General features: G+C 45.6%; 18 protein-coding genes. 13 read left to right on the plus strand and 5 right to left on the minus strand.

Annotated elements, in window-relative coordinates:
- Positions 1-183 precede the first annotated feature (183 nt).
- The 4 genes from ACR8BL_RS17330 to ACR8BL_RS17345 all read left to right on the plus strand — a co-directional run bounded on the left by ACR8BL_RS17330 (position 184) and on the right by ACR8BL_RS17345 (position 6,555).
- A complete protein-coding gene (locus ACR8BL_RS17330; protein ID WP_434748758.1) occupies positions 184-2,655 on the plus strand; it encodes an S-layer homology domain-containing protein in 2,472 nt (823 codons plus the stop codon).
- Positions 2,656-2,836: 181 nt separating this feature from the next.
- Positions 2,837-3,454, plus strand: a complete 618-nt coding sequence (locus tag ACR8BL_RS17335) for a hypothetical protein (protein WP_434748759.1) — start codon at positions 2,837-2,839, stop codon at positions 3,452-3,454.
- A 268-nt stretch (positions 3,455-3,722) separates the two neighbouring features.
- Positions 3,723-5,348 carry a rhamnogalacturonan lyase B N-terminal domain-containing protein gene (locus tag ACR8BL_RS17340; RefSeq protein ID WP_434748760.1) on the plus strand — a complete coding sequence of 542 codons (1,626 nt, stop codon included), beginning with the start codon at positions 3,723-3,725 and terminating at the stop codon, positions 5,346-5,348.
- 235 nt (positions 5,349-5,583) lie between these two features.
- Entirely contained in the window at positions 5,584-6,555 is a 972-nt protein-coding gene (locus tag ACR8BL_RS17345; RefSeq protein ID WP_434748761.1) for an SMI1/KNR4 family protein, read from the plus strand.
- Positions 6,556-6,754: 199 nt separating this feature from the next.
- Here the strand turns inward: ACR8BL_RS17345 and ACR8BL_RS17350 are convergent, their stop codons facing one another.
- The gene (locus ACR8BL_RS17350; RefSeq protein ID WP_434748762.1) at positions 6,755-7,252 is read right to left on the minus strand and encodes a DinB family protein; all 498 of its coding nucleotides are present in this window, start codon (positions 7,250-7,252) and stop codon (positions 6,755-6,757) included.
- Between the two features lie 244 nt (positions 7,253-7,496).
- Here ACR8BL_RS17350 and ACR8BL_RS17355 point away from each other — a divergent pair, with 244 nt between their 5' ends.
- The 6 genes from ACR8BL_RS17355 (at position 7,497) to ACR8BL_RS17380 (ending at position 13,912) form a co-directional block, all read left to right on the plus strand.
- Positions 7,497-8,813 (plus strand): sensor histidine kinase, encoded by a 1,317-nt coding sequence (locus ACR8BL_RS17355; RefSeq protein ID WP_434748763.1) that lies wholly within the window; start codon positions 7,497-7,499, stop codon positions 8,811-8,813.
- A complete protein-coding gene (locus ACR8BL_RS17360) occupies positions 8,785-9,681 on the plus strand; it encodes a response regulator (RefSeq protein ID WP_434748764.1) in 897 nt (298 codons plus the stop codon). The genes ACR8BL_RS17355 and ACR8BL_RS17360 overlap by 29 nt, the downstream gene beginning before the upstream one ends.
- A gap of 304 nt (positions 9,682-9,985) precedes the next feature.
- Positions 9,986-10,783, plus strand: a complete 798-nt coding sequence (locus ACR8BL_RS17365; RefSeq protein ID WP_434748765.1) for a transporter substrate-binding domain-containing protein — start codon at positions 9,986-9,988, stop codon at positions 10,781-10,783.
- A gap of 18 nt (positions 10,784-10,801) precedes the next feature.
- Positions 10,802-11,458 carry an amino acid ABC transporter permease gene (locus ACR8BL_RS17370; protein ID WP_434748766.1) on the plus strand — a complete coding sequence of 219 codons (657 nt, stop codon included), beginning with the start codon at positions 10,802-10,804 and terminating at the stop codon, positions 11,456-11,458.
- Positions 11,455-12,177 (plus strand): amino acid ABC transporter ATP-binding protein, encoded by a 723-nt coding sequence (locus ACR8BL_RS17375; protein WP_434748767.1) that lies wholly within the window; start codon positions 11,455-11,457, stop codon positions 12,175-12,177. The genes ACR8BL_RS17370 and ACR8BL_RS17375 overlap by 4 nt, the downstream gene beginning before the upstream one ends.
- Before the next feature lie 265 nt (positions 12,178-12,442).
- The gene (locus ACR8BL_RS17380; protein WP_434748768.1) at positions 12,443-13,912 is read left to right on the plus strand and encodes a GDSL-type esterase/lipase family protein; all 1,470 of its coding nucleotides are present in this window, start codon (positions 12,443-12,445) and stop codon (positions 13,910-13,912) included.
- 96 nt (positions 13,913-14,008) lie between these two features.
- Here ACR8BL_RS17380 and ACR8BL_RS17385 read toward each other — a convergent pair whose 3' ends face one another.
- The 3 genes from ACR8BL_RS17385 to ACR8BL_RS17395 all read right to left on the minus strand — a co-directional run bounded on the left by ACR8BL_RS17385 (position 14,009) and on the right by ACR8BL_RS17395 (position 16,701).
- A complete protein-coding gene (locus ACR8BL_RS17385) occupies positions 14,009-14,581 on the minus strand; it encodes a dihydrofolate reductase family protein (protein WP_434748769.1) in 573 nt (190 codons plus the stop codon).
- 129 nt (positions 14,582-14,710) lie between these two features.
- A complete protein-coding gene (locus tag ACR8BL_RS17390; protein WP_434748770.1) occupies positions 14,711-15,727 on the minus strand; it encodes a phosphotransferase in 1,017 nt (338 codons plus the stop codon).
- Between the two features lie 404 nt (positions 15,728-16,131).
- Positions 16,132-16,701: a hypothetical protein gene (locus ACR8BL_RS17395; protein WP_434748771.1), complete on the minus strand. Its 570-nt coding sequence runs from the start codon at positions 16,699-16,701 to the stop codon at positions 16,132-16,134.
- Between the two features lie 179 nt (positions 16,702-16,880).
- On the opposite strand from ACR8BL_RS17395, the gene ACR8BL_RS17400 reads away from it, so the two are divergent.
- From ACR8BL_RS17400 to ACR8BL_RS17410, 3 genes are all read left to right on the plus strand, one after another.
- Entirely contained in the window at positions 16,881-17,813 is a 933-nt protein-coding gene (locus ACR8BL_RS17400) for a helix-turn-helix transcriptional regulator (RefSeq protein WP_434748772.1), read from the plus strand.
- A gap of 284 nt (positions 17,814-18,097) precedes the next feature.
- Positions 18,098-18,364, plus strand: a complete 267-nt coding sequence (locus tag ACR8BL_RS17405) for a CD3324 family protein (RefSeq protein ID WP_434748773.1) — start codon at positions 18,098-18,100, stop codon at positions 18,362-18,364.
- A gap of 242 nt (positions 18,365-18,606) precedes the next feature.
- A complete protein-coding gene (locus tag ACR8BL_RS17410) occupies positions 18,607-19,182 on the plus strand; it encodes a hypothetical protein (RefSeq protein ID WP_434748774.1) in 576 nt (191 codons plus the stop codon).
- A 111-nt stretch (positions 19,183-19,293) separates the two neighbouring features.
- On the opposite strand, the gene ACR8BL_RS17415 is transcribed toward ACR8BL_RS17410, so the two are convergent.
- Entirely contained in the window at positions 19,294-21,210 is a 1,917-nt protein-coding gene (locus ACR8BL_RS17415; RefSeq protein ID WP_434748775.1) for a CAP domain-containing protein, read from the minus strand.
- Between the last annotated feature and the right edge of the window lie 74 nt (positions 21,211-21,284).

Genomic DNA, 21,284 nt, shown 5'->3' on the forward strand with positions numbered 1-21,284 from the left:
TACACTACCCGAATTCAGTAAGGTTCACGATTTATATTAACTTCATGTAAAATGTTGAGGATTTATGATATTGCGTCGAAATTGATACAATGACGAAATTGTTTTATTGCTGGTTTTACGGCTACAATGCTACATTTGAGACCGAAACGAGACCAACTATTAAACGATGGGAGTCGACATGATTTGAAAACAAAAGTTGCTACAAACAAAAACAAGAAAAGATTGTTCACTGCTGCTCTAGGTTTGGTCGTTCTAACAAGTTCTATTGCACCAGGCGCTGCACTCGCAGCACAGAATAATGATACCGTGGCTTTACCGAAACAACCAGCATGGGGTTACTTCGTAGACACGTACAAAAATAACAAACCGGATAAAATGACGGTAGACAGCAATCCGGCGATTGGCACGTTATCCAAATTCCTCGATCTGTGGACACCAGGAAGTGCGTGGGATAATGGTACGAAGCTGAACAGCGCCGTACTGGACTACAACATTGATTATGTGGCACAACGTGCTAAAACACGTTCCAAAGCAGACGAAGATGCTGCGTACTATACAGACCGTACGAATCAATCCTATGGCGCAGTAGAGGGTCTGGGGAAATTGGCCGGTGTGTATCGTGAGAAGTCAGGCACATTCACTTCCATTACAAGTATTCCTGCAGATGCAGCGACAACCAAGTATTCGGATAAAAATGATTCAAACAAAGCAGGCGATTCTAATTCCGAGTTGGGGAAAATGGTGGACCTGATCGGTAAAGTTCGCGGTGATTATGCTTCAACACAACAGGCGAAAATGTTCTACCAATATAAACGCCCGTTCCGCTGGCAGGGTGAACAACTGATCGTACCTTCTCTGGTTGCTGTGCAGAGCAGCAAACCGGAGACGGATGGTGGTTTCCCAAGCGGTCACACGAATGCGTCCTACCTTGCGGCTATTGCTCTTGCTTACGCTGTACCTGAACGTTACCAGGAGCTTATGACTCGTGCTTCTGAAATGGGTGATGACCGAATTGTAGCTGGTATGCACTCCCCGCTGGATGTTATGGGCGGTCGTGTGCTGGCAACGGCATTCGCAGCATCTGCACTGAATGATCCGGATAATAAAGAGTTGAAAGAGCAAGCGTATGCTCAAGCACATGAAATTCTTTTGAAAGAGACAGGCACTAGTAAAGACCACTTTACAGATTACGCTCGTAACAAATCCGAATTCACAGAGCGCATGACATATGGATTCCCGCAAATCGGCTCCACAACAGAGGCAGTACAAGTACCTAAAGGTGCGGAAGTATTGCTTGAAACAAGACAGCCTTACCTGAATGATCAACAACGCCGCGCGGTGCTGTCCACAACAGGTATCGCATCAGGGTATCCGGTACTGGATGATCCGGAAGGTTGGGGACGTCTGAACCTGTTTGCCGCAGCTGACGGATATGGCGCGTTTAACACCGATGTAACGGTAGTTATGGATGCAGCTAAAGGTGGATTTAATGCAAAAGACGTATGGCGCAATGACATCTCCGGTACAGGCAAGCTAACCAAAGAAGGTAGCGGAATGCTTCATCTGCAAGGTAATAATACGTATTCCGGTGGTACTGAAGTAAAAGCCGGTACGTTGGAAAGTGATTCAGCCAATGCATTTGGCGCGGGTTCTGTCGTGAATAATGGCGGTACGGTTGCAGAAAAAGTAGAGGGAAAATGGAACATTAAAGGTGACTTCACACAAGCATCAAGCGGAACACTGGAACTTAATGTGAGCAGCGCGAGTGATGTATTGGATGTTAAAGGTGCCGTTAATGCGAACGGTAAGCTGCAAGTGAATTTTGACAACAACTATGTACCGGCTCAAGGCAACCTCACATTGATCAGCTTCGGTGCGAACAAACTGAATGGTAAATTTGCCTCGGTGGATGTGAAAGGTCTGCCAAGCCAATATACAACGGAGGTTATGTATCAGAATGACCGTGTTGTCCTTGCTGTTAAGGATACTACAAATCCGGGTGGCGTAACGACGAATCCGTTTAAATCAGATGTTGTAAGCCAGGATAGTGTATTGAAAAACGTAAATGCAGCAATTGAAGCTACAAAAAATGAACAGCTGGCGATGAGTGATATCTCCACACACTGGGCCAACAAAAATATTAATGCTGCATTGAAACTACGTGTGATCAACGGATATGAGAACGGCACATTCAAACCCAACGCTTCTGTAACGCGTGCTGAATTCTCAGCGATGATTGCTCGTGCACTTGGTCTTGGCGAGAATAAGGCAGCTAACAGCTTCAAAGATACAAACACAAGCTGGGCGGCTGGATACATTGGCACGCTCGCAGATAAAGGTGTAATCGGCGGATATGCAGATGGTTCCTTCAAGCCAAACGCAACGATCACTCGTGCCGAGATGGTAACGATCATTGCTCGTGTACTGGATCTGAACAAACTTGCAACAGGCACGAAAATCAGCTTTAGCGATGTAAAATCCGATAACTGGGCAGCTAGCGCTATTGAACAGGCTTCCTCTGCGAAGTTAGTTAATGGATTGACTGCTTCCGAATTTCTGCCTAACGGCAAATCTACTCGCGCTGAAGCGGTAACGATTATCATCCGTGCGCTGGAAAGTGACAGCACAATCAAGTCAGTAATTGTAGGTCTGTAATTGTAAACTCATCACATCCTACTTGGATCTGATCAAGATTGCCGGGGCGGTTCGCATATGCGGGCCGTTTCGGTTTTTTTTTGTTGTGAACGCTGCTGTAGACATCTATGTCATCTGAGTTTGTAGTAAAATATGGATTATTACCTGTACGAATCTAACTTACGTAAAGGGCGGGGAGAACATGAGTCGACTGACTAATAGCGGATTCTATAAAATCAAGTTTTGGATCACACCGGAAGAGTGGGGCGAGATCCTGGAGCTGTTTAAGGATCGAGAAGCTTCGTTTGTATCAACGAACTATGCCCAGACCTCGTATGACAAACAACAGGTGCTTCAGGCATATAAGCAATTTTATGATTACTATGTAGCTACGGAGAAGGCACCGGACTACTTCCCGCACTTTGTATATTCCATCGTACTTACTATGGATCAGGGGATGGCTGGGTTTTTCGTCAGAAATGAAGGCATCAGTTTCCCGTATCGTGAGCAATGGGCTGTAGATGAGCTGCCTAGCATTATGATTTCGCTCCCCAAAGACATCCGAATTCAAGCCGAAGGTAACGAAGGAGCAGATTATACCTATGAGGATATCCGGGAACATCGGCCTTTCACATATAAGTTGTATGAAGAACTGCTTAGTGAGATTAAAAACAGAACAAAACTGCTGTGGTTTTCGGTACCCGAACCAGATGGGTTACAGGTGCAAAAACCTTCTGTGCGTATTAGCAAGAAGGCTGCCGAACAGATCAGGAGTGGCTGGATTTTTGATCAATACGAACTTGTAATGGACACCAAATAGGACGAGCGGTATTCAAACAAGATAAGGGCGAGAGGCGTGCTATTGTGGTAATATGTAATATAATGGTATTATATTGTTGTAATTGTAAGAAAGGTTAGATCAAATGATCACAAGATGTTTTGGGAAAGGAGGTAAATAAGCAACGAAGTATTGCAACTATGGGGTGCACATCAAACGATGTGGCACAGCCAAATTCAGCGTAGAGGGTTGAGCCTAATCCAAAATGTAAGCGCTTCATAATTAAAATATAATTAGGAGGGATATTGACGTGACTCAACGTTTCGTTAAAAAGGGAGTGAGTATGCTGCTGTTCATCGTCATGGTTGCCTCGGTTTTCGCTTTTCCTGCCTCCACAAGCCATGCTGCCACCATCCAGGTGACAGATAATGGCTCCAGAATCGAAGTGAATACCGGGTCGGGACTTGTGTACGTTGTCAATAAAACAAATGGAGATATCATCTCGGCCAAAATGAACGGAACGGAACTAAATAGCAGCCGGGGGTCACATATTGGGTCGGGATTAGGGTCTTCTGCGAGTGTAACGTGGAATAGATCTCCCTCGGGTTCCACGGTGTTGATCACTGTTTCAACCAACACGCTGACTCATTATTATGCTTCGCGTGGTGGCGAGAATATTATCTATATGGCAACCCATATTACGGCACAGCCTTCAATCGGGGAGCTTCGTTATATTTTCCGTGGCAATGGGAGTGTGCTGACAGGTGTTCCCGTCAATTCGAACAACCGAGGTAATACAGGAGCGATTGAAAGCCAGGATGTGTTCGGGTTCGCGAATGGACAATCGGCCTCCAAATATTATGGCAATGATCAGGCGAAAGACCTGTCTGTACGAGGGGTAACCGGCAACGGAGTGGGGGTATTCATGGCTTACGGCAACCGGGAGAAAAGCTCGGGTGGACCCTTCTTCCGTGATATTCAGTTCCAGGGCGGCTCCGAAACCGAAGTTTATAATTATATGAACTCAGGACATGCCCAAACAGAGAATTGGCGTCTCGGCTTACATGGGCCGTATGCACTTATTTTTACAACGGGAGGAACACCTGCGGCACCTGATTTTAGCTGGATGTCAGGCTTGAATCTGCAAGGGTGGATTGCCAGTCGGGGCAATGTAGTACTGAATGGACTTTCGGGCATGGAGACAGGGTACGCCTACACGATCGGGTTTGCGAACAGCAGTGCCCAGTATTGGGCAAATGCTTCTTCAAACGGAGCAGCTACCAAGTACAGCATGATTCCGGGTACATACACCATGACCGTATATAAAGGTGAACTTGCGGTATACAAGGAGAATGTAACTGTGAATTCGGGACAAACCACAACGGTGAACACCCGCACGATCATCAATGATCCGAGCAAAGCCCCCAGCATCTGGCGTATTGGGAACTGGGATGGGACACCACGCGAATTCCTGAACGGACAGACGATTGCTATTCGTCATCCTTCGGACAGTCGCAATCCAAGCTGGGGGCCGGTAACGTATACCCCAGGCAGTGCAACAAACCGTTTTCCCGCGATTCAGTTCCGGGGCCAGAACTCGCCTACAACGGTGAATTTTAATCTGAATGCAGCACAGGCATCTTCCTCGCATGTTCTGAACATCGGGATTACGGCCGCTTACAACAATGGAAGACCGAGCGTAACCATTAATGGACGCACATTAAGTAATCCAGCCCCTTCTGCTCAGCCAAACTCTCGTAGTTTCACCATCGGCACGTATCGAGGCAATAACACAACCTTTAGCTGGAATATTCCCGCGTCATACTTTGTTAACGGTGCAAATACCATAACCATTACACCGATTAGCGGCTCCAGCGATCTGGGGAAATGGTTAAGTGCTGGTTGGGTCTACGATTGTGTGGAGTTGTTGAATTAACGAAGGAAGCTATAACTTGAGTAGCCTGACCGAATGCTAACATGAGGTTGGGCTGCTTTTTTATGCTTTTCAAGTTATTTCAATTGGCTGAATCACTTGGTTGAATGGAAATCCGTGCTGCTATGGTAGAACGCTATGATGAATAGACCGATTTCTTCTCTACTGGAGAAGCGGTTCGGTATAGTGGTATAATTTTCAATACATAATGATGAGATGAAGGAACGGAGGCACAGTGATGAACGAAGAGTTATTGGAACAATTGGAAAGTTGGCATGAGCAAGATGAGTACGAGAAGATTGTTGATGCGGTGCAGGAGGTTCCGGTAGAAGAGAGAGACTATGAGCTGGTGAATCACCTGGGCCGAGCCTTAAACAATCTGGAGCGATATGAAGAAGCAGTGGCACAATTCCTGACCGTGGCCGAAGAGGGCGCGGATGACCCGCTCTGGCAGTACCGGATTGGACTGGCTTATTACTATCTGGAGCAATACGATAAGGCGGAGCAGGCATTCGAGCGGTCCGACGAGCTGGAGCCGGGGGATGAAGATACGCTGGAGTTTCTGGAATGGATTCGAAACAGGGATGATGAGGAAGAAGAGGACGAGGACTCAGCGGGTGAGGTGCAGGAAGGTGTCGAGTTGGAAAACGGAACAGCCGAAGAGCAGCCTGCGGTGATCTCATCTATAAATGTAGCTCATGTTGATCCACCAGTACCGTTATCTGGTGAGTTCTGGAATGATAGTGAGCTGGCTCTGGAGCAATATGTATCTGATCCGCCAAGCAACGGCTTGATTGAATCGGTGGAGGAGCAACTTGTATTCCGCTTGCCTGTCTCCTACATTGAGATGATGAAGGAACACAACGGAGGCATTCCATATCATCGCTTTTTCCCGGTGACCAACGAAGAGTCTGGAGAAACCAGGTATGTCGAGATTGAGGGGATATTAGGTATTGGTCGTGAGAAACGCCATGCGCTATGTGGTGTAGAGGGTAGCTGGGCCGTGATTGAACGTGATGGTTATCCGGAGATTGGTGTGGTCATTGCAAAAGCACCTTCCGAAGCAGGGGTTGTCATGTTGGATTACCGTTCCTTCGGCAATGATGGTGAGCCGGAGGTCGTGTACGTCGATAAGAATGAGCGGAAAATCACTCCGCTTGCACCGAACTTTGAGGCGTTTATCCAAGGGTTAATGCGGCCCGAAGTCTAAGACAATGCCAAGAGTTCATATTGAACAACTTATCATTCTCTTTGCTGGAGACGGACGAGCAAGAGATATGATTTAAACAACGAGAAGCCGCAGGGGTGCACCCTTGCGGCTTCTTGTCTGCAGTACATGTTAAACATGCTGAATAGTAGTATATCTGGGCTGTAAAACTTGTTTCACTTTCGTGTGACTGACTAATATCTTAAGCCGGGAATCCGCCGCCTGGAGGTGGCCATGAGCCATAGAAACGACGAAGCAGCACAATTTCACCCAGATGATAGGAGTTATGTGAGGCGATATTACGCAGTAATCCACCTTTGGTTTCCCCTGGGAAATAGAGCAATGGATCATTCAGCTGTGCTGTCTCTGCGATGGATACCGCTTGATCAATACCGCTCAGGAATGCCCGAATATCCTCTTTCCAAGTCGCTTCGTCCTGTGGGCCTGTCTCCACTGGCCAACTCTCGCTTACATTGGCTGGCATTTGCGGCTTGCGTCCTTCCACATGTTCCAGCATGAAATTCTGCCAGTAGTGCATATGTTTGACCAATTGGTAGATGGTATAAGGCATAGCTTCATGTGTGCGTCCCGCAAGCTCAACATCGATATCAGGCAGTGCTTTGGCGATACGAATATGTCCGCGCTCTCCGACCAGGGATTTCACAAGGGCTTGTCCAAAACTTTGATTTATATCTGACATGTTAATCTTCCTCTCTTTACGAACAGTTCTTTGGCCTGTCATCATATCTATTATACAATTAAATTGTGAAAAATTAAAATAGATCAAACTTCCACCTTTTAAGTTGTCTGTCATCGGAGATCGTATACTCCCCAAATTTTAATTATTTCTAATGTTTCCCGCGTATGTTAGTATATTTAACATCAGAAGCGCGGTTTCCGGCAGTACGCGCTTATAAACGTCGGTATAGTAGGTGGAAAAGGCGATGCGTAATTGGGTCAAGAATGAAAATGTGCAAATGGCTGCCGTTGCCTTGGCTACGTCCGTAGGCGCACAGTTCAAAATTAATCCCTTTCGGGAAGATTATTTCCGGATCGGCCTCGGGGTCAGCATTCTTTTATTTTTGCTAATGATTATGCCCCATTTATCTTATATAAAAACAGGGATTCTAACGGGTCTGGCGAGCATTGCCTTTCAATCGGCAGATCTGATTCACCATGTGCACACCTTATCCGTGCTGGAAAGCATGCAAGATAACCTGGGAGCAGGTTTGTACTATGTGGTCTTTGCCTATGGGCTAAGCAAGCTCAAGCACCGTTTTCACGAAATCCCACCGCTTCTGCTTGGCGGCATTATCACAGGAATTGATTTTTCCTCCAACCTGGTAGAATTATTCGTGCGCGGTGTACTGGGTGGAACAAATATTTTTTATATGCGTGAATGGCTGTATCTGTTTATTGTGGGCGGTCTGCGAAGTTACTTTGTCATCGGGCTGTATAACAGTTTTGCGGTTAGACAGATCAGACTCCTGCATGCAGAACAGGAAAAGCGGATGGAACAGATGTTAAGTGTGAACTCAGGACTGTATGGTGAGGTCTTTTACCTGAAAAAAGCGATGAATACCATTGAAGGCATTACGGCTAACAGTTATGAGCTATATCGCGATCTGCGCGAGCAGGACATGAATGAATACAGTCAGCGTACACTGGGCATCGCTCAACAGATTCATGAAGTGAAGAAGGATTCCCAGCGCATTCTGGCGGGGCTATTGAAGCTTTATGATAATGAGAAGACGGTAAATATGAGCCTGTCGGAAGTGGTGCATTTTGCAGGTAAGGCCAATCGAAAATACAGTGAGATGCTGCACAAAGAAGTTGAGATCGAGATTGAACAGCAGTATGAAGGTGAGTCTCCATACTACATTCCACTGCTTACGGTCATGAATAACTTGCTGGCTAATGCGGTCGAGGCGATTGAGCGGGAAGGCATCATTCGAGTACAGGTGTTTGAACAGGATGCGAATGTTCATTTTGTAGTCATGGACTCTGGAAAAGGGGTACCTGACGCGAAGCGGGGGGTTATTTTTGAACCCGGTTATACGACGAAGTTCAATGAGGTTGGCATTGCTGCCACAGGTATTGGCTTGTCCCATGTACGTGATATCGTTCAGTCACTGGAAGGACAGATTCAGGTAGAAGCTGCTCCATCCGGACGGGGTACGGTGTTCAGAGTCATGATCCCGAGGGTCAATCTAATGAAGGGGGCCGATGCCGATGACACTTTCGATCATGATCGTGGATGATGATGTGGTGAGCCGCAGCATGCTTCAGGATATTATCGAGACTTGTGAAACCTTAGAGCTTGCAGGCATGGCTGAGGGCGGTCTGGAAGGACAGCGTATGATTCTGGATCTCAGACCTGATGTGGTGCTGATTGACCTGTTGATGCCCGATCAAGACGGAATTGAAACGGTAGCGAACCTGAAGCAAAGCGGCTATAGCGGGAAATTTATCATGATCTCACAAGTGGTCAACAAGGAGATGGTGGGGGCGGCCTACCAGAAGGGGATCGAATTCTTCATTCATAAACCGATCAATCGGGTAGAAGTGGAGCATGTGCTGAACAAAGTGAACGAGCAGTGGAAGTATGAGCGATATGTACAGGAGATCAAACAGTCCATGGCTCGGCTGAATCTGGTTGAAGTCCAGGCTCCTGCTCAGACCCGAACGGTCCGCGATTCGGCGCGAAGCATATTAATGGATCTGGGCATCATCGGTGAGAGTGGAAGTAAAGATATTGTGGCATTGATGGAGTATGCTATCGAACAAAAGCAGGCCTCCGAGCTGCCGCCGCTGAAAGAATCGTATGAAGCGGTAGCTCAAAAATACAAGCTGACGCCCAAGGAAGTGGAGAAGGAGTGCAAGGCGATGGAACAACGCATTCGCCGAACGGTTCTGACGGCACTGACGAATCTGGCCTCCATTGGACTTACGGATTACAGCAATCATAAATTTGAGCATTACGCGCCGCTTTATTTTGATTTTCAGGATGTGCGTATGAAGATGAGAGCGATGGAAGAGGAGCAGGCAGGCGACAACAAGAGCAAGGTGAATATTAAGAAGTTCCTGCAAGTGTTTTACATGGAGACGGTAGAAAAAGTAAATAGTTGAAACGGAAAATGTGTGGAATTAATGTTTGAGTATGTAAATTAGGATTCTCGAAGAACGTTGTCGAGAGTCTTTTTTTATTTTGTGTAACATAACATTACATATTGTAAGGGTTTTCTATGATTTTTATGGGGTTTTTAGGCGTTATTTTAGTTGAAACGGTTTACATGTTAATTTATTTTTCATGAGTTGTTAATAAAAAGTGTAGGATTGCGTAAGTTTTCGTAGGTGTAGAAATACAATACGTACATAAATACAAATGATCGATTCGGTCGATCCCAATCTAATCAGGAAAAGGGGTTTTTCCATGAAAAAGGTAGCATCCATCGTTATGGTTTCAGTTCTTGCTCTGGCCCTTAGTGCCTGTGGCACAGCAAAATCAGAAGTAGACAGTAATGCCCAGTCTGCAAGTGGATCGGCAGCAACAAAATATACGTTTGGTACGGATGCGACATACCCTCCGTTTGAGTTTCAAAAGGATGGAAAATATGTTGGGATTGATATTGACCTGATGAATGCCATTGCGGCAGAAGAAGGCTTCGAGGTAGAGATCAAACCAATGGATTTCAAAGGCATCATTCCAGCCATTACCGCGAATCAGTTGGACGGAGCGATTGCAGGCATCAGCATCACGGATGAGCGTAAAAAGGTTGTGGATTTCTCAGAACCGTATTATCAAGCCGGACTGTCCTTAATTGTGAATGAAGCTAACAACGATATTAAGAGCCCACAAGATTTGAAAGGGAAAACGATTGCGATCAAAAAAGGTACATCGGGTGCCAACCTCGCAGATGAGTATGCGAAAACGTATGGTGCAACCGTGAAATATTTTGATGATAGCCCATCCATGTACCAGGAAGTAGCCAACAAAAACGCGGATGCAACACTGGAAGACTTCCCGGTGGTTTCTTACAAAATTGCCGTTGACCCGAATTCCAAACTCAAAATTGTTGGTGATCGCTTGAACGGTGACTTCTACGGCATTGCCGTTGCCAAAGGGGATACCGAACTGCAGAAGAAGATCAATGACGGACTGAAAAAATTGCAGGCAAACGGCGAATACGACAAGATCGTTGAAAAATATTTAGGAACAGCAGCGAAGTAGAAAGGGTCGGTGATACGGATGGATTCCTCCTGGCAAGTCATACTGGACGCACTGCCTCTTCTGTTAGAGGGAACGGTCGTTACGTTAAAAATTGTTGTGATCTCGCTCATCTTTGCAATGGTGATTGGTCTGATCTCCGGCTTGATGAGCACTTCCCTGAATCGGTTGTTGCGCCTGGTGGCATCGCTTTATGTGGATATCATCCGTGGCACACCGCTTCTGGTGCAGGTATACTTCATTTACTTCGGTCTGCCGGTGTTTCTGGATATGCGCATTCCGGCTATGACGGCAGGGATTATCGCGGTTAGTTTGAATGCCGGTGCATATATCTCGGAGATCTTCCGGGCAGGTATTGAGTCCATTGGCAAAGGGCAGCATGAAGCCGCAAGGTCGCTGGGCCTAAGTCGTTTCAAAACCATGTGGCTTGTGGTACTGCCGCAGGCAACCCGGCGTATGATTCCTACCTTTGTAAACCAGTTTATTATCACCATTAAGGACACTTCGTTATTATCAGCGATAGGAATTGCGGAGCTCACACAGAGTGGGGAAATTATCGTTTCCTCGAACTTCCGGGCATTTGAAATCTGGGGTACAGTCGGTGTGTTCTACCTGATTATTATTGTCCTGTTATCCCGGGCTTCCCGATTTATTGAAAGGAGGTATGCGATCCGATGATTACGGTAGAGAACCTAAGAAAGCAATTTGGTACGAACGAGGTGCTGAAGGATATCTCCACAACGATTCGGGAGCAGGAAGTCGTATGTGTGATCGGCCCTTCGGGGTCTGGCAAAAGTACCTTCTTGCGCTGCCTCAATCTGTTGGAGGAAGTCACGTCAGGCAAAGTGATCATTGGCGAAGTGGAAGTTACCTCGCCCAAGACCAACATCGACGAGCTGCGCACAAATGTGGGTATGGTGTTCCAACAGTTCAACCTGTTCCCGCATCTGACGGTGCTGGAGAATATCATGTTAGCTCCAAAGCATATCCGGAAGCTGAGCAAAGCTGATAATGAGAAAAAAGCGCTGGAATTACTAGGCAAGGTGGGGTTATCTCAGAAAAAGGATGCCTATCCCGAGCAGTTGTCTGGTGGACAACAGCAACGTGTAGCCATTGCACGCGCACTTGCCATGAATCCAAGTGTCATGTTGTTTGATGAACCTACCTCGGCTCTTGACCCCGAGATGGTTGGGGAAGTGCTGCAAGTTATGAAGAACCTTGCACATGAAGGCATTACGATGATTGTTGTGACACATGAGATGGGCTTTGCCCGTGAGGTTGCGGATCGGGTAATCTTCATGGACGGTGGTTATATTGTCGAGGAAGGCACACCGGAGGATCTTTTTCAGAATACCCTTCATGAGCGAACCAAGGCATTTCTTGGCAAGGTGCTATAACAAGCATAATCCAGAGCAAAATATGGCTACTACTATCTCTCTATTATCAAAATAATGAGCATATCCCTTGCGGGTAAACCACAGATCAAGCACATCTGATATGATAAACTTGAACAGGTTTACTTGCAGGGGATTTTTGTTGTCGTGCGTAATACATATAGAAGCTCTATATAAGTTGGAGTGTCCATGTAAACTATAAATCCAACATATATAGACAGCTTCACTGATAGCATCATCAGTAAACATCCACGAGTGGGAGGTCATCATGATGGAGCGAGTAACTCAGATGGATAAAGAGATTTTTCGGTCACATCTGATGCAAGCGATGGATAAGATCCGAATGCGGGATCAACTGGAATACGAGGAGGTTCAATTGCTCGTTGAACCGATGCACGAGCCGGACAAATCTCTAAATGGTGCGGACGAGATGATGCGGCTGGTTGTACTGGCCCCGAATAATGTGCAGCATCGGCAATTCACGGTGGACGAGGCTGTGAATCTGTTATGCTGGCATGTCCCGTTAGTTCCTCTATGGATTGATGTTTCCTTGGTGGAGGCAGAACAGAAACGAGAAGCAAATAGTGAACTTAACAGGAGGGTCCATATGAATATCAGCGCTAATGAAGAATTAGAGACCATTGCTATTTCAGCTGTGCCACATATGAAAATTCACGGAAGAACAACAGGACAACGGTCGCCGGTAACCTTGTTTTGGACAGGCAGTGCGGTTGAATGTAACGTAAAGGGAGCGGAATTTTGGGTAGAAATAGAATCGTCTTATGATTTGCTTGAACCCTGGATCAGCATCATTATTAATGGTGTTCCAGTGAGTCGGCAGATGTTAATCAGAGGCAGGGCCTGGATCTGTATATTCCGTGGGATGAACCCGGCTGTGGTGAAAAATGTACGTATCATCAAGGATGTACAGGCGATGAGTGTTGACCCGGGCAACAGTCTGCAGTTTCATGCAGTGAAGACCAATGGTGCAATCCTGCCCGTGGAAGAGAAGCCTCTCAAAATCGAGTTTGTCGGAGACAGCATCACTTCGGGTGAAGGAGCTATTGGTGCGAAGACGGAAGAGGACTGGATTCCCATGTGGTTCAGTGCACTGCACAATTACACATTCATGACGGCTGAGGCCTTGCATGCAGAGTACCGTGTCATTTCTCAGAGTGGATGGGGTGTATTAAGCAGTTGGGATAACAATCCGAATGGTAATATGCCTGAGTATTATGAGCAAGTATGTGGTCTGCTGAAAGGTGTACAGAATGAAAGGCTTGGCGCGTTGGAGCCGCATGATTTTAGCTCCTGGCAGCCTGATGTGGTTGTGGTCAATCTGGGCAGTAATGATGATGGTGCATTCCAGTCTCCAGCTTGGACAGATCCACTCACGGGACAGGTGTACAAACAGCGCTTAAACGAAGATGGCACGTATCATGAAGAAGATTTGGCCAAATTCGAGAAGGCGGTGGAGCAGTTTCTGATCAAGTTGCGAAAAAATAACCCGCATGCGCATATTATCTGGGCTTATGGCATGCTTGGAGCCTCCCTGCTTCCCGCGATATACCGTGCGGTGGATGCATATCAGAAGCAATCAAGAGATCATGCTGTCTCGATCCTTCAGCTTCCTAATACAACCGAGGAAACAATAGGTGCAAGGACACACCCAGGCGAGCTGTCACATCGTAGAACGGCAGATGTTTTAACGGATTATATACAAAGAGTTCTGAAATAGATTCTCCCCATGGGGTGTTACAGTGATCATTCTATGCCACGGGATAACAAAAGACCGCACAGCAAGACGCTGTACGGTCTTCTTTGAGTTGTTTTATCAAGTCTGGTCGTCTGAGGGAACCTCTGTTACAAGACTACGCTGTACTTCATAACGGATGGATATGATCTGACCAAGTGTCTGGGTACGAATGGTTTTCAGCAGGGTCGGCACGGTGCCTTTTGGAAATAACGGAATACCTTCACCTAGTACTTTCGGGATAATAGCAACCTCAATCTCATCCAGGATTTGCTGCTCCATCACCGACTGAACAAGCTGGCCTCCACCTACAACCCACACATCTCCCTCGGTGGTCTGTTTTAACCGGGAAATCAGCGTTTCCACGTTCTCGAATGTGAATTGTACATGCGGTGCAGATGGCTGCTCCGTGCGGGAAAGTACATAGGCAGGACGATCTGAATAAGGGAAATCCTCGGATAAAGTAAGCACTTCCTCATACGTAGAACGTCCCATAATTACACTCCCGATGGTCTGATAGAATGCGGCGTAGCCGTTATCGCCTCCGTCACCTTGTACATCAAACAGCCAATCGACGGAGCCATCCAGTCGGGCAATATATCCATCCAGACTCATTGCAATGTAGAGAATCGTTTTTGAATTTGAATTATTCACAGTTCACCACTCCTTTCCTTTAATATCTATAAGATACAACGTAACTATGACATGAATTGACGTAGTTTAAGAAGTTATTCAAAAAATGCTAAGGAGGGAGCCTGGACAAGCAATGGACCAAAATGAAATCTATACCTTCAACGGACTACATTTCATTTCGTATATTTTCTGAAGTATACGCTGATTTTCTTCCTTCGCTGCGTCGGACTCTGCATGTACATAACCCTCGACAAGTCTGTAACCGAACACGATCAGAATCATCTCATGCACGCAGTGGCTAGCGAGTGAAGGAGCATCCGCATATTCCGCAAAGCCCTTATAATACGCAGGAACACAGCGCTGATAATAATCGACCATATGCTCAATATCGCACTCATCGGCAACCAGGCTGGCGATATCCTCTCCAAAGTATCCCCACCCCGATGTATCCCAATCGATGAGCGCGATGTTCCCATCGGCATAGATCAGATTGGTCCCCCAGAAATCTCGATGGTTTAACACAAGCGGTAGCTGTTCAATGCGAGCAAATATTTCGTCCGAGTGTTCATCCATATCGATCAACATTCGCCGAATATGGGGTGGGAACTCACAGTCCTCTGAACGGATATAGTCATATACGACAGGCCATGAGCGATAGTGCAGATACGTATTTTTCATTAGATCGGCGTGGCTCAAGTTGTTTAGACTCTTCAGTACTGCTGGTTGCTCCGCATAGAGCTTCCCTTGATAGCGCCCTAATTCCAGCGCAGCCTGTTCATACATGTCACCAGACAGGTCTAGACCGGACACGCCATCAATATTTTCCAGCCATAGCTGAAATTCATTTTCCTCGGCATTCATCTCGGCGTAATAACATGTGGGCCAGCGAAAGGTCTCCGAGAATGTCGTTCCAAGAGCAGACATGTAAAGATCATATTCCCTGCGCCAGGAACCTGGATCATTATAACGGTCCCATTGTTTCTGAACCTTCAGCACAATTTGGTAAGGTAACTTTTGACCATTCACGGTCTCGGCCGTTCCAGTTACCAGGTTTACGTTACCCACAGTTCCGCCATGCAGAGTCGTTGTATCATAGTCCGCTGCAATAATGTTTTTCTTAAAATATTGGTTTAAAACATGAGTTAAGGTTTCCATCGATAGCTTCATTTGTTCTGGTTAGCTCCTTTAATGTTGTTTTTGGACGCAAAAATGCCGCAAACAAGCAGCCTCTTACGAAGCTACTGTTCTGCGGCATCAGGACGCAAAAAAGATACGACCTTCATCGTATCTGCAAACAGCAATATTCACGAAAGGTTACTCGGATGGCATAACAAAGAATACGGGAATCATCCCGCTTTTTCAGATGTGCCAGTTATTCAGTTTTAATACTGAACCACCATATCCATATAAGTAGTAGTCAATTAAAACCTCTCCCTTCGTGTAAGGAACTCGCTTATCGCTAAGCTTTATTTACCATAACCTGTAATGGAAAATAATTCAATGTAAAAATAGTGCGGACTTCAAATTCATTTTAGGTGAAATGTTTTGATTTCTGACTCTGTTATATATCACTAAACCTGTCTCATATAGATAATGAATTGCCCATCGCTGGCAGATTCACTACCTACCCAGCCTACAGGCAGTCCCTGATTTTTATAGACATTAAACATGGCTTCAAAATAGGGATGTGGCTCCTTGCATAACAATCGGGCTCTCGCAATCTGCAATAGATCACTGCTGATGATATCAGCAAGATGATTAAGTTGATCAGGCTTCAGGCCCAGTTCGTCGGCCTGTCCTTCTAACTTTTTCTTCATCATGCCATAGAAGTCTTGTTCTTCTTCATATAGGATAAATGCACGGGCAAGGGGCCTTTGCTCCTCACCAGAGGCGGGAGGAATATCTCCTAAGGCGTCTGCGGTAATGTCTAGTAGAAAATAACAAGGTGGCTCAACGTCTTGATCTTGGTAAAAAAGCAAGGCTTCCTCCAGATTCGCAAACGAATCTTGTGTCTCGGATGCTGTTCCATTCCCTGCGCCGTCATGGGTAACCGAAAGGTAAGGCCCCTTCAATACATCGCCTTGTTCAATGTAATCCATAACCTCACGTACATCTGCAGGAAAGAGTTCTTTGCTGCTCATCGTTGTTTTCAACTCCCGACATTTAATGGTGAATGCTCTATAGTTCTACATTGGTGTGCGAAGAGCCTGCTTGTCACACAAACTTATTCAAGGATGTTGTACAGCGTGTTTGTTCGTGAATCAGTTCAGGTGTGTTACAATTTTACTATGACAAGAAGTGACGTAATTAAGGTGGGGTTATGATGAATCAACGCCGGTTGGCGATAATGCGTCTCATGGATTCCAGACATAAGTTCACAGCTCGCGAGCTGGCAGAACGATTTGAAGTGTCGGTTCGTACGATCCAGCGTGATCTGGATGCATTACAGACGATGGGATTTCCTTTATATACCGAGGTAGGTGTTAACGGCGGGTATCGGGTGCTGCCCAATCGGATTTTGCCGCCTCTACAGCTGACACAGCAAGAAGCACTGGGCCTGTTTATGATGCTTGAATATTTGGAACAGATTCCTGATTTTCCGTATGGTATGATCCGGGAGCATCTGGCCGAGCAGTATTTCTCCACGTTGCCTGCGGACGTACAGGAACGGATTGCAGGGATGAGGGAACACATTGCATTTATGCAGCATCCGGGTGAACATCGCGAGTCTCTAACATCCGATCTATTAACGGCCGCAGTCGAGAAGAGAGCTGTTTCATTCATGTACCAGGCTCGCAACGGTCTGAAAAAAGTAAAAGCGCACCCCTTTGGCATCTATTATGAGCAGGGATATTGGTACATGCCTGCGCGAAATAAAGATCATGTGTTGTTATATCGCGTGGATCGAATGCAGCAGGTGATGGTATTGGATCAAAGGGATGAATCTGTACCCACACTAAAGACATGGCTGAAACAGGCAGAGGACAGAGATGGCGAAGAGGTTGTGCTGCGATTCACAGAATTTGGGGCAAGAATAGCCGCGTCCGATGCGTTATTCAGTACGGTTTCAGATCAGGAGTGGCGCGGGATCGTGCCGCGCTCGGAGTTTTCTTTTACCGCGCGTAGGCTGCTCTCATATGGACCCGAGGTTAAGGTGGTATCTCCACCGGAATTGCAGGAGCGGGTTCGTGTGATGTTGGAGCAAGGTTTAGCGCAGTATAGGAACGAATTTAGGGACAAATGGGAAAATTAATAGAGGATATCGGCTTCTCATATGGAAGATATAGGAGTGTAATCTGAGTATGCGTGAGAAAGACCTGACGCGATCTTATATCTATTCACCGAATGGGGGGCTACCATGATTCGATTCATAAGAAGTTTTACCATCCGCTCTATGCAGAGTCCATGCGAGGAACAACGGCGGTTGTTTGCATAGAGCCTGATATCCTTTTCCGCCATCATTGACGCGATAAAGTCAGAAGTTTCTCGTAAGACTCTGCTACCTTAAAGATTTTAACTTTTAAGGAGTGGAGTGCAATGAAATATATTAATGCCGATACTATCTTTCCAGAACAATTGCTCGAAGAAATACAGCGTCACGTTTCCGGTGGATTAATCTATATTCCGAAGCCGAAGCATACCCATAAGAAGTGGGGAGAGAATTCGGGAGGTCGGCAACTGATTCAGGAACGAAACAGCGAGATTCGCAAGAAGTTTGCTTCGAGGACAACCGTGGATCAGCTGGCCGAGCAATATTGTTTATCCATCGAGAGCATCAAGAAAATTGTATATTGCAAAAAGTGAAGTGAAGTTGAAATCAAAGCGAAATGAGATTGGATGAAGTGTGAGTCACATTCGAGCTATTGGATGTGGCTTTTTACTATGCACTTTTCATGTGCAGAGATGCGGGTGTACAGAATGGTTAGAAAACGAATATTACATATCTGTCTACCGACAGCATCCGTACAATAGAGTCCAGAGGGCACGTTTATTTATATAGAGTAAGGAAGCGGGCGTAACCAGCGGAAGGAACGGTGATCTGCAACATGAACATCCAAGTGGAACTGACGAATCTGGATAAGGCATATATCATCAAAAACATGTATCCGTTATACCTGCATGACCTGTCTGGACATTATGGTCTGCAGGAGGGACATCGACCAAATAAACATGGCATTTACGAGGAAAGTTCTGCTTACCGAACGTTACAAGACCAATATAATGTGCAAAATATATGGTGGGAAAAGTCGGGCTGTCTCTATCCTTTCCTGATCATGGCTGAGCATATGCCTGCTGGATTTGCATTTGTGGCTACACCACCTCATTGTGCACCGGGTATTGATTTTTTCATGCACGAATTCTTCCTGCTGCAGCCGTATCGGGGGATGGGCATTGCGGAGCAAGCAGCGGTAAAAATTTTCGCTATGTTTAAAGGCAACTGGGAGATATTCACCAATCCAGGGGAGAAAAACAAAGTGGGCCAGCATTTCTGGCGCAAGACGGTAGCGAATTATACGCAAGGATTTTACGAGGAGAACGTTGCAATAACCGCAGATGCAGACGAGGATGGGCTCAAATTAATCTTTCGTTTCTCGAATCATACCGTTGAAATTGACAAATAGGTACTTGTGTCCCCTTCATACGAACTGATAAACAAACCAGGCAGACAATAAGCTCTGAACATCTGTAGTGTCTGCCTGTAGAAATGTTGAAGCACGATTTAGTGACGATATTCAGATATGCTGTACTTGAATAACAACGCGCTGTCCCTTTAGGCTCAGGAATTTACCCTCCATCACCAGACGTCCATCACTCCGGTATTGAGCAAAGAACGTATAATTTTCATAAGTGACAGGTTTTATATATAATTCTCTCTCAGGCATTTCAGGGAGAGTAGATATGTCCGTGGGCTTTAAGGGGCTACCTTTCAAACTATCGAGTGAGCCGTGTAAATACTTTAATATAGCAAGGGCTTCTGCCTTGGTGACAGTACGGGAGCCTTTATATCCAGAATAAGACAATTCGGTTATGCCCCGAATATAATCTTTAGCGAGTACATAGTGAATAGCGTTGGTATCCCTAAAATGTTTCCCATCTGCGGCAGATATAATCTCGGCTATTTTCTGACGACTGATTGGTCGATTGCGGTACTCCTTTTTTGTTATACCTGTAAGTGGATAGTTTCGATCCTTAGCAATTTGGTATGTGGTGTCAACTAGTGTTTTGTTGGTACTTTGATAGGATGCGATATTAACCCGGTATGTTTTTAATAACATTATCCAAAATTCTGCTTCGCTTACCGTGGCATTGGGTTGCAGTTTTCCATTGCTTGTTGGGGTAACAATAGCAGAATTCAGTCCCCATTTTATTGCTGCTAGTAAAGGGTGACCGATAGAATCAGGAGGCAATTTCTTTGACACAATGTTGTAATTCTTCGTTTTCCATTTGGGATAGACCTTAATGTTGACTAACGCTGCTTTTCCTTCCAATGTGGCTTTGATGGTGTAATCTCCAGGTTTGATTGCGGTAATCATTCCCGTTGCAGATATACGAAGTCCTGTATCATTACTGCTTATGTATCGGAGGAATCCTTCTATTTCCTCATCAAAAGCCCCATCATCATAGTGACTAATCCAGTTCAGTTGCTGCTGCTCATCTTGATTTAAAGTAATTTCATCTGTAAAAGGACGAATGGAAGCCAGATGGTGTCCCTCTCCTGTAGTAAACGACCATACTTTTGAGTTGGTCTCTGAACGATTTCTGGTGGAATAGGTAAGTGAGACTGTATACGTATGATTGCCTTTTAAAATAGACTCGGGATAGATATACAAAGTCTTGTCGTATAACTCCTCATAATAAGGAATATCATTGCCTTGATTGTCCTTGATCTCTACCTGATAATCATTGATTATGTCTGTTGCTGTTGAGGTTGCGGAAATGATATAACCGGAGAATTCAGCTTGAAATTGATCCAATGGATTGGGAGTTTCATGTCCATAAAATCCCACAGGAACATCATTCTGTTGATCATAAGGATATACAGCTAGTGAGCCCTCGCCAACTGAGCCTGTTCCAGATTGGGAGAAATCTGCAACCACTGTACCATCAACCAAAGCGATCCCTATTTCGTCAAAGTCAGGATCTAAAACAATTTGGCGATGGTATGCGGTATCCATCCATGCCTGCATCGCATCCGAGCTACTCTTTTGCTGAAAATGTATAACTTCTGCGTAGAGAAAATCCCGGTTCGAAGATTTATAACCTGCTTTAGTCAAGCGATCTTTTACATTTTTTCCAGTGAATCCTGGGGTGCCGTTAATTTCTGAATGTGTTTTTAAATCGGGAAGCTCACTTTTGTTAACATTATAATTATAGTATAAGGCGTGACTCTCAGCAGCTCGCGTGATCGCTGCATTCAACTTTACTGGTGGTACACCGACTTTGGCACGAACTGAGTTGAGAAAATCAAGGGCTTCGATTTGATCCTGACTATACTCCGAAACTGAACTGCTGTCTGCTCTTGCTTGTGATACAGCATTGTGGCTGAAGACGGCAACCGTTGGGGTAAGAAGAAACAATAATACTGATAAATATGTAACTTTACTAATAAAGCTTGTTTGCCGCTTTGAAGCTTGTTTTGGCTTTAACAAAATGTAACCTCCTTTGGAATTAATATGATAAAATTCGACATAATCTTTGTAAATCCTCCCAATCAAAAGCGGCT

Source organism: Paenibacillus amylolyticus (genome assembly GCF_051136285.1).
Lineage (GTDB): Bacteria > Bacillota > Bacilli > Paenibacillales > Paenibacillaceae > Paenibacillus > Paenibacillus amylolyticus_F.

Excerpts from the sequence above, each read along its gene's own strand:
- ACR8BL_RS17360 (WP_434748764.1), top strand. The coding sequence starts at position 8,785 with ATGACACTTTCGATCATGATCGTGGATGATGATGTGGTGAGCCGCAGC.
- ACR8BL_RS17375 (WP_434748767.1), top strand. The coding sequence starts at position 11,455 with ATGATTACGGTAGAGAACCTAAGAAAGCAATTTGGTACGAACGAGGTG.
- ACR8BL_RS17400 (WP_434748772.1), top strand. The coding sequence starts at position 16,881 with ATGATGAATCAACGCCGGTTGGCGATAATGCGTCTCATGGATTCCAGA.
- ACR8BL_RS17410 (WP_434748774.1), top strand. The coding sequence starts at position 18,607 with ATGAACATCCAAGTGGAACTGACGAATCTGGATAAGGCATATATCATC.
- ACR8BL_RS17405 (WP_434748773.1), top strand. The coding sequence starts at position 18,098 with ATGAAATATATTAATGCCGATACTATCTTTCCAGAACAATTGCTCGAA.
- ACR8BL_RS17380 (WP_434748768.1), top strand. The coding sequence starts at position 12,443 with ATGATGGAGCGAGTAACTCAGATGGATAAAGAGATTTTTCGGTCACAT.
- ACR8BL_RS17335 (WP_434748759.1), top strand. The coding sequence starts at position 2,837 with ATGAGTCGACTGACTAATAGCGGATTCTATAAAATCAAGTTTTGGATC.
- ACR8BL_RS17345 (WP_434748761.1), top strand. The coding sequence starts at position 5,584 with ATGAACGAAGAGTTATTGGAACAATTGGAAAGTTGGCATGAGCAAGAT.
- ACR8BL_RS17370 (WP_434748766.1), top strand. The coding sequence starts at position 10,802 with ATGGATTCCTCCTGGCAAGTCATACTGGACGCACTGCCTCTTCTGTTA.
- ACR8BL_RS17355 (WP_434748763.1), top strand. The coding sequence starts at position 7,497 with ATGCGTAATTGGGTCAAGAATGAAAATGTGCAAATGGCTGCCGTTGCC.
- ACR8BL_RS17390 (WP_434748770.1), bottom strand. The coding sequence starts at position 15,727 with ATGAAGCTATCGATGGAAACCTTAACTCATGTTTTAAACCAATATTTT.
- ACR8BL_RS17365 (WP_434748765.1), top strand. The coding sequence starts at position 9,986 with ATGAAAAAGGTAGCATCCATCGTTATGGTTTCAGTTCTTGCTCTGGCC.
- ACR8BL_RS17395 (WP_434748771.1), bottom strand. The coding sequence starts at position 16,701 with ATGAGCAGCAAAGAACTCTTTCCTGCAGATGTACGTGAGGTTATGGAT.
- ACR8BL_RS17350 (WP_434748762.1), bottom strand. The coding sequence starts at position 7,252 with ATGTCAGATATAAATCAAAGTTTTGGACAAGCCCTTGTGAAATCCCTG.